The organism is Microcoleus sp. F4-D5 (genome assembly GCF_036704885.1).
Classification (GTDB): Bacteria; Cyanobacteriota; Cyanobacteriia; order Cyanobacteriales; family Microcoleaceae; genus Microcoleus.
Genome location: NZ_JAUBSX010000143.1, coordinates 1 through 8685, shown reverse-complemented (window position 1 = coordinate 8685; position 8685 = coordinate 1). Strand labels below are relative to the sequence as shown.

At 46.1% G+C, this 8685-nt stretch carries 6 protein-coding genes; 5 read left to right on the top strand and 1 reads right to left on the bottom strand.

Annotation, left to right across the window (positions count from 1 at the left end; genetic code table 11):
• Positions 1-49 precede the first annotated feature (49 nt).
• Positions 50-1942 (bottom strand): M48 family metalloprotease, encoded by a 1893-nt coding sequence (locus QUA80_RS32520; protein WP_333429041.1) that lies wholly within the window; start codon positions 1940-1942, stop codon positions 50-52.
• A gap of 271 nt (positions 1943-2213) precedes the next feature.
• On the opposite strand from QUA80_RS32520, the gene QUA80_RS32515 reads away from it, so the two are divergent.
• From QUA80_RS32515 to QUA80_RS32495, 5 genes are all read left to right on the top strand, one after another.
• Positions 2214-4136 (top strand): ABC-F family ATP-binding cassette domain-containing protein, encoded by a 1923-nt coding sequence (locus tag QUA80_RS32515; protein ID WP_333429040.1) that lies wholly within the window; start codon positions 2214-2216, stop codon positions 4134-4136.
• Between the two features lie 77 nt (positions 4137-4213).
• On the top strand, positions 4214-5332 hold the full coding sequence (locus tag QUA80_RS32510; RefSeq protein ID WP_333429039.1) for an AAA family ATPase: 1119 nt from the start codon (positions 4214-4216) through the stop codon (positions 5330-5332).
• Entirely contained in the window at positions 5319-5876 is a 558-nt protein-coding gene (locus QUA80_RS32505) for a hypothetical protein (protein WP_333429038.1), read from the top strand. The genes QUA80_RS32510 and QUA80_RS32505 overlap by 14 nt, the downstream gene beginning before the upstream one ends.
• 438 nt (positions 5877-6314) lie before the next feature.
• A complete protein-coding gene (locus QUA80_RS32500; RefSeq protein WP_333429037.1) occupies positions 6315-7562 on the top strand; it encodes a hypothetical protein in 1248 nt (415 codons plus the stop codon).
• A 335-nt stretch (positions 7563-7897) separates the two neighbouring features.
• Positions 7898-8473: a TIGR04376 family protein gene (locus tag QUA80_RS32495; protein ID WP_333429036.1), complete on the top strand. Its 576-nt coding sequence runs from the start codon at positions 7898-7900 to the stop codon at positions 8471-8473.
• Positions 8474-8685: the final 212 nt, after the last annotated feature.

Below are 8685 nucleotides of genomic sequence, written 5' to 3'. Positions count from 1 at the left end.
TGTCATTGGTTTTCTCACAGGATGGTCTTGGATCTTACATTCTTTATCTCTAGCACATCTTTAGAAAAATGGTATGACAAATCTTTTTCTTGAGTTTACCAGTACCCCTGCCACTGAAAGAGATGATATAGGCTTCAGTAGGAAACTGCACATTGGTAGCGAGCAGGTCAATTAACTTTTGATCCGCATCTTCACTTTCAATCCAACCTCGTTTACGAACAATTCCTAGAACAATGAAGCGCTTTTCGGGAAAATACGTGACAACTTTCTCTACCAGATAAGCTTCTTTAACCTGCGGATAATCAGCTAGCTGCTGCTTCAATTCCTTTACCTCCGATCCTTCTAGAGTGTGAGGTTTAAATGTATCGGTATCGAACACTCTGGATCTTTCCTGTTGACCTTTTAGCAGAAGCTGATAATGTTGTTCGGCTCGATCGCGATATTTCTCTGCTTCTTCTGTTTGACCTTGTTGCCGTAAGAAACTGTAAACTAAGTCGCAACCGTCTATGACCCAATCCATCCTTTTCACTATGGCTTTTTCAATGTAAGCAATACCTGCCTTCTCAGACTTTTGTAACAAAATTTGCCCAATAGTGTAGTTTGCTTCTGCAAGATCTGGATAAGTTTTTAACATATCTTGCAACAAGGGAAGCGCTGCTTCATCACCTCGCAATTCCAAGGTGTAATAGGCTCGTTCCCATAATTCTTGTTCGGTAAGTGTCTGTATTTGTGATTTTTGCTCTAAAACTTGAAGTTTGTCCTCAGTTTTCTTTAGGTAGGAATAGCGTTGTCGCCAAGGTGTCGATACTGCTTCTTTCCACTCCTGATTGAAATGGGTAGCGAACTGTTGTAAAGCTGTTCCCAGAAGATGTTCTGCTGCACTGATTTCTATAGTCGCTGGCTGACCTAGCTTTTGTGCCTTAGCAGTCGAATAACCCAGCGATTTTAGTCGATCGGTAAGGCAGGGATGGGTATCTGCATTATTTGTCTTTTGTGCAAGAGCCTGCTCTAACCACTGCTTGTTCTTCTCTTCAGCAATCGGACTATGCAACACGGTCAACATCGAGGAGTAAACATTGTCTGGTGGCTCGATCTGATGTTCCACTTGCTTATTAATATCTGTCCAGAAAGAACTTTCCAGAAAACGAGCTTTTACTTCTATGTTAATAAGAGCCTCAGCCGCAGTTTTTGCTCCAGCGAGTTGAGCCGCACAGCGATCGGCTTCGTACTCATTCATCCGCGCCAAGATAAAAGAGTAAGCATTAAAAGCAGGCCAATACCACTCCAGAAAGCGATTAAACAAAACTGCTGCCCCCTCGCGATCGCTTTGATGCAATCGTTCATAAATCTGCATCCAGGTTTTGCGCATTCGATAAATCCATGCTGCAAAGCGGGAATGGTTGCCAGAGAGATGCCCTAACTCGTGTGCCAGAACTGCTTTAAGTTGTTCCACAGACAAAGACTGCATCAAGGGAAGTCCCAAAAGTAAATAGTTTTGCTGCCAACCAAAGATACCCAACCGTGGAATTTGAACGACTCCTGCGTTGAACTCCTGATTCAACAGGATGTTATGGAATCGGGGAGCTTGAAGTTTAGTTGTCAATTCATCAACTAGGGCGAATAAGTGAGGAACTTGACGGCGATTGACTTTCAAACCTTGGGGAGGTGGGAAAGTTACCCACAGCGATCGCACAATCACCCATGCTGGAACCAGCAACAAAATAGCTAACTTGATAATGTAACTATTGATACGGTTACTAAAAACGATAAATAGGACTACTAGCCCGATTAGTGCCAATAGCCCCCCAAGTATCAGAAAGATATAGGCGTATCCTAATGTAGCCCACAGGGCAACTCGCAAGCGGTAATTCTTTGGATTGTTTTTCGAGAAGTCTTCCAGCTTTCCTACTAATGCATCAAACTGTTCCTGTGTGATTGCCATAAGGATGCGAAATTTTGAATAGTATGATTAATTTACTGAAGATCGCTGAGGTATGTCAAGCTTTTCTTACTTTAGAAAATCACAAAATCAATGTACATAAAATTCTCCGTATTGCCTACTTTTCTTAACATTTATTAAAACTTAGATCGTCATAAAAATCGAGTTCGCCCTTGTCTTAAAGAAGTTTGATCGGAACGATAGACCATATCGATGCAGCCGGACTCGATCGAACTTGCGTTAAACTAAGTCAGGTAAATGACTTTCTATACTCATGACTATTTTTACTCTGCGATCGATCAAAAAAGACTTCGGCATCAAGGAACTCTTGACAGATGCCAGTTTCAGCCTCGATGAAGGCGATAAAGTCGGACTCATCGGCACCAACGGTTCCGGGAAATCAACGCTGCTGAAAATGATTGCAGGCTTGGAGTCGATCGACTCTGGCGATCGCTGGGTCAATCCTGGGTCTAAAATTGTTTATCTCCCCCAACAGCCGGATTTAGACGAAAATCACACGGTTTTAGAGCAAGTATTTGCTGACAGCGGCGAACAAATGGCTTTAGTGCGACAATACGAGGAAATTTCCGCTCAACTGTCCCACGGCAAAGGCGATACCGACAAATTGATGGCGCGTCTGTCTGCGGTGTCTCAACGCATAGATGAGGTGGATGCGTGGGATTTGGAAACGAAGGCTAAATTGATTTTGACTAAGTTGGGAATTCAAGATTTTGATGCCAAAATTAGCGATTTGTCTGGCGGCTACCGCAAGCGAATTGCTTTAGCAACGGCGCTTTTATCTGAACCCGATGTATTGTTAATGGATGAACCGACAAACCACTTGGATGCGCTGTCTGTGGAGTGGTTGCAGAACTATTTGAACGGCTATCGCGGTGCTTTGCTGCTGATTACGCACGATCGCTATTTTCTCGATCGCGTTACCAATCGCATCCTGGAGATCGATCGCGGCGACCTTTACAATTATGCTGGCAATTACGCTTATTACTTGGAGAAAAAAGCCTTAGCTGAAGAATCGGCCGCCAGCAGTGTTCGCAAACACGCGGGTGTATTGCGGCGCGAATTGGAATGGCTCAAACGCGGGCCGAAGGCGCGCAGTACCAAGCAAAAAGCTCGGATCGATCGCATTAAAGATATGCGAGCCCAGGAGTTCAAAACAGCCAACGGCAAAGTCGAGATTGCCACAGCCGGCCGCCGGATTGGTAAGAAAGTGATTGAGTTACTGAATATCTGTAAAGCTTACGGCGATCGCACTTTAATTAAAGATTTTACATACAATTTCACACCCGAAGACCGGATTGGAATTATTGGTAGCAACGGTGCCGGAAAATCGACGCTGATGGATATCATCACCGGACGAATTCAGCCGGATTCGGGTACTGTCGAAATCGGTACAACCATTCATATCGGTTATTTCGACCAGCATTCTGAGGATTTGACGCCGAACGAAGACCAGCGGGTTATTGAATACTTGAAAAGTGTCGCGGAATTGGTGCAAACGGCGGATGGGGAAATAATTACCGCTTCTCAAATGTTGGAAAAGTTTCTGTTTCCGCCGAACCAACAGTATGCACCGATTAACAAACTTTCGGGCGGGGAAAAGCGCCGGTTATTTCTGTTGAAAGTGCTGATGAGTGCGCCGAACGTGCTGATTTTGGACGAACCGACAAACGACCTGGACGTGCAGACTTTGGCGGTTTTGGAGGATTATCTCGAAGATTTTAACGGCTGCGTGATTGTAGTTTCGCACGATCGCTATTTTCTCGATCGCACGATCGACATGGTTTTTGCCTTGGAACCGGGCGGCAATTTGCGCTTGTATCCCGGCAATTATTCGGTGTATTTAGACTACAAGAAAGCAGAAGAAGCCAAGGAAATCACAGGTCAAAAAGAAAAAGAAAAAATTACGCGCACTGTTGAATCTAAAAATTCAAAATCCACAAATTCCACTCAAAAATCTACCAAAGTTTCCTTCAATGAGAAGCGGGAATACGAACAATTAGAAAGTCAAATTCCGAAGATGGAAGCTGAGAAAGAAGAGATTGAGAAGATTTTGTACAACAATGCTCCCAGCGGGTTTGCAGAGATGAAGAAGTTATCGGAGCGTTTGGCCCAGTTGACGCAGGAGATCGATCGGGCGACTGAGCGCTGGTTGGAGTTAGCCGAACGGGTTGGTTAATTTGGGTTGTCCGAGTGTTGTGTTTAGCTCCTGTTAACAATGACAGGAGCTAGAGGAATTATAAGTCAAAAAATCCCATGCTGAAACGAATATATATTGACAATTTTCGCTGTTTGGTAAATTTTGAACTCGATCTTGATGCAATTAATCTATTTCTGGGTTCTAACGGCTCGGGTAAATCAACAGTTTTTGAAGTCTTGCAGAAAATCCAAGCTTTTGTCAGCGGCGACAGTAAGGTTGAAGGAATTTTCAAACTTGCGGACTGCACCCGCTGGCAAACTTTACAAATTCAGCGTTTCGAGCTAGAAATTATCGGTAATGGCGGCTCCTACACATATCAATTAGGAATCGATCGCAATCGAGATAAATGTCGTGTTGGGTACGAGCGTCTGTTCTTTGACAATCAGCCTTTACTAAAATTTGAATTAGGCGAAGTTCAACTCTATCGAGACAATCATTCACCGGGTCCGCAATACCAGTTTGACTGGTCGCAATCTATGCTACCTTCATTAATGCCAAGAAACGACAACACGAAGTTAACTTGGTTTAGAGAACGGATGGCGCGATTTATCATCGTGCAAGTTGTTCCCAGCTTGATGGTTGATGAAAGTAGCCAAGAACAAATGCGTTTGACTCCTCAGATGGAAAATTTTGTTTCTTGGTATCGCTACTTATCTGAAGACCAAGGTAAAATTGCTGAAATTGGAAACATTTTAAGAGATGTTTTGGATGGATTCACAAATTTTAAGTTTGAGCGAGTAAGCGAAGATAATTTGGTATTAAAACTGCGGTTTTCAGGAGAAACAGATAACAGCAAGCCAATTGAATATCGTCTGGGAGAATTGTCGGACGGACAAAAAACATTAGTTGCTTTATACGCGCTGATTTACGGTACAAAATCTGAAGATTATACCTTGTGTATTGATGAACCGGAAAGCTTTTTAGCATTGCCAGAAATTCAACCCTGGCTGATTGAGATTTATGACCTTTGTAGCGATGGCAAACTTCAAGCATTACTAATTTCTCACCATCCTGAGTTAATTAACTATCTTTTAGCTTCACCGATTGGCTATTGGTTTGAGCGTCAAAGCAATGCTGCTGTTCGAGTAAAACGAATTAGCAATGAAGTAGCTGACAATTCGGGATTGCCAGTTTCTGAACTGATTGCACGGGGATGGTTGAATGAGTCAGCGTAGAGTTCAGATTGTCATTCTCTGCGAGGACAGGCAGCAGGAGGTTTTTGCTCGTTATTTTCTGAAAAAGCGAGGTTTTACAGGTTTGTTTCGGACTAAAATATGTCCGGCCGGTAGTCAAGCTGGAGAACAGTATGTACGCACTCAGTATCTGGCGGAAGTGAACGCTTATCGCCAGAATAAAAACCGGGTGGCGATTGGATTAGTTGTGTTAATTGATGCAGATACGGGTACGCTGGAAGCCAGACTTAATGAGTTAGCTAGTGTCCTTGATGAAGATGAGCAGAAAAAGAGGGGACTGAATGAGGCGATCGCGATTTTCGTTCCCAAGCGCAATATTGAGACTTGGATACACTACTTGCAGGGAGAAACTGTGAATGAAGAGGCTGTTTATGCAAGATTTAAGAATAATGAGGCTGTTTGCAAAAAACCTGTTGAGGATTTAGCCGATCGATGTTATTCTCAGAGCTTACCAGAAGATGCGCCGCGATCGCTTCAAGCAGCTTGTGGGGAATTACAGCGGTTGTTACCACTGTTGCAGCCATGAGTTTTGAGAAAATCTGCAACCTGTTATTACTGTCAAGCAAACTGACTAACAAACTTAAGACGAGTAAAAGTCTGAAATCCTTGTCAAAACAGCAATGCGATCGGAAACAGCGGCAAAACAACCGCTTTTTTTGCGATCGCCTCAAGTAAAGCTGTGTGTCAAAAACTGCGAAGCCCCAAAGAGCGGGGTTGACAAAAGCAGTAGAATGTGCAGTAAAAGTCAGGGCAAGCAAGTAAGACTGGCAGCCGAAAAAGCGGAAAACAGGTAAAACAAAAGTCGATCGGGCAAAGTAAGTTCGCTGAAGACTAAAAATATGGTGATGGGTGAGATACAATTGACCTGTTCTGAGCCAAAAATTGGTAAATATCACAAGTATCCTGTAGAAGTCTGAAGTTGAGAATCTCAGGTTTGTCGAGGAGCGGGAGCAAACAGAAAACTATGCCTCAAAAAGTAATCGCCAAACAGATGTCTTTGGAATCATCAGCGTCCGATCCGATCGCCGTGGTTGCGACCGTCGAAACAGTGCCAGCCGAAGCAGTGGCAGTAGAGTCCTACGCCGATAGGTTGATGGACGAACTGTTTGAAGGAGTCGATCGAGCATTAGACGGTAGCGGCGGACTGCCATCCGAACCCGTGCAGCCAGAATTCGTGGCGCTCAAGTCGATCTCGGTACCTCAAATAGTTTTGTCGCAGTTGACACCCCCCCAGCCGCAGGGAGGCGAAAAAGACGTAGAAGCGATCGCCCGCCAAGTCGCCCTAGAAACAGCCAAAAAACAGCAGTCCAAACAATCATTCGACAGAATCCTGTTGGGAGCAGCATTTGGGTCGCTGCTGCTAGTCATGGGGTTGTGGCTGGCAAGCAGGTCGGGACTGGTGCGCTTGCCCGCCGCCCCCGCACCAGAGACGCCGACGGCAAGTGGCAAAACAGCACCAGACACCAAGTTTGTCGAATACGTGCAGCGCTCGCTAGAAGCGATCGAACAAAAAAAAGCACCCCAACCTAACCCCCAACTGGCGGGAGTTCCGGGAGTTGCCACCCCAGGGACGCTGCCGAGCATTCCAATTTCCGGCGCGCCTCCGGCAACCGCAGGTCTCTCGACAGCAGTCAACCGCATTGCTAATGCCCTAGAACAAGCTGCCTCTCAGCCCGGAGCACCAGCACCCCAAGTCGTAGTCATCCCTCCCCCCGCTCAGGTGACTGTGGCTCCGGCTGCTCCGGTAGCTGCTCCTCCGGTAGCTGCTGCTCCGGCTGCTCCGGCTGCTCCTCAAACCGCCGCAGTTTCCCCATCGCCGGCGGCTCCAGCCTCCGGTCGCGCGATCGCCGCCGCGGGTACTAGAACTCCTCTCGCCGCTTCCCCTTCGCCCTCGGAGTCTCCCGAGCCGAAGATTTTGGCTCGCGAAACCGAATCGGCACCAGCGCCCGCGGCCCAGGAAGCAGCGCCCGCCCCCCAGCAGCCAGCACCAGCCCTCAGCAGCGCCCCAACTTCGGCGCACACGCTGGTAGGGATTTTGGAGTTGGGCGATCGATCGGCGGCTTTGTTTGAAGTAGACGGCGTAGCCCGCAGAATTTATGTCGGCGAAAGCATTGGCGCTAGCGGTTGGACGCTGGCAGAAATCAAAAATCAAGAAGCTGTTATCCGCAAGGGAGGAGATGTGCGATCGGTTTTTGTCGGGCAAAAGTTCTAATCAGTCTTCACTCATCAGCCATTAGTCATTAGTCATTAGCTATGAGTTAGGTCATCAGTAATCGGTAATCGGCAGCGATCGGGCTGTACCTCACGAGCAGTGAAAACAGTTATAATATAGGAACAGCCAACACGTTCTTAATTGCTGAAACCATTGCTCTTACTGCTTCTTTCTTCTATCCGTTAAATCGGTTCCACAATTCGTTGCCGAACTTTCTTTTGCTATAACTAACAACTAATGGCCGATCATCGATCGCCGGTGACTAAGCATCAATGACTAATAACTAATGACCCATGACTAATGACCCATGACTAATGACTCAGGACTTATAAAAAATGGGCTTATTTGACGATTTCAGCCGTTTTCTAGAAACCAGATTAGAAGAATTTTTGCGCAGCAATCCCCATCTGGAATTGCAGGCAATAGAAGAACAACTAAAGGAACAAGAAGAAGACACTCTGCGGCTGATTCTTGATATCCAAAAACAAGAGAAAAAACTGCAATCCGAAATTCTCTCCGCCGCCCAAGAAATTCAGCGCTGGAACGATCGAATCAACAAAGCTAAAGCTGCTCAAAGGCTCGATTTAGCTCAAGCCGCCCAAGAGCGGCAAGCAGCTTTGCTGCGTCAGGGAAATCAGCGCTGGGGTCAAATGCAAGGCTGCAAAGAACGGATTGAAAAAGCCAAAGAACTGTACCGCCAAATTCAATTACGGCGCAAAGAAGTCCGAGCAAAAGCAGCCGAAGCTGCAACGCGCACTACCACTAAAACAGAGCAAAATTGGGAGACAAAGGGTTGGAATCAGAGTTCAAATTATAACAGTTTTAATGCAGCAGATCCTTTAGAAGAAAAGTTTCAACGCTGGGAAGCAGACGAAGAACTCGATCGAATGAAGCGGAATATAGGCCGATAGTTACGAAAGCACCCCAATCCTTGAGGGACGGGTTCACCCCGAACTCAGATTCCCAGTGCAAATATTCGTCAACCCTCCAGGCGCTGCGGTATGGCGCTCTCTCGGTGAGACTGGATACAGCGTATCCCAAGTTTATAACCCACATTCCGCACCCCCAACTGGCACATACGCGAATTGAGGGGGTAAAAGTGAATCATCCGAGACAAGAGCGA

Excerpts from the sequence above, each read along its gene's own strand:
- QUA80_RS32520 (WP_333429041.1), bottom strand. The coding sequence starts at position 1,942 with ATGGCAATCACACAGGAACAGTTTGATGCATTAGTAGGAAAGCTGGAA.
- QUA80_RS32515 (WP_333429040.1), top strand. The coding sequence starts at position 2,214 with ATGACTATTTTTACTCTGCGATCGATCAAAAAAGACTTCGGCATCAAG.
- QUA80_RS32510 (WP_333429039.1), top strand. The coding sequence starts at position 4,214 with ATGCTGAAACGAATATATATTGACAATTTTCGCTGTTTGGTAAATTTT.
- QUA80_RS32505 (WP_333429038.1), top strand. The coding sequence starts at position 5,319 with ATGAGTCAGCGTAGAGTTCAGATTGTCATTCTCTGCGAGGACAGGCAG.
- QUA80_RS32500 (WP_333429037.1), top strand. The coding sequence starts at position 6,315 with ATGCCTCAAAAAGTAATCGCCAAACAGATGTCTTTGGAATCATCAGCG.
- QUA80_RS32495 (WP_333429036.1), top strand. The coding sequence starts at position 7,898 with ATGGGCTTATTTGACGATTTCAGCCGTTTTCTAGAAACCAGATTAGAA.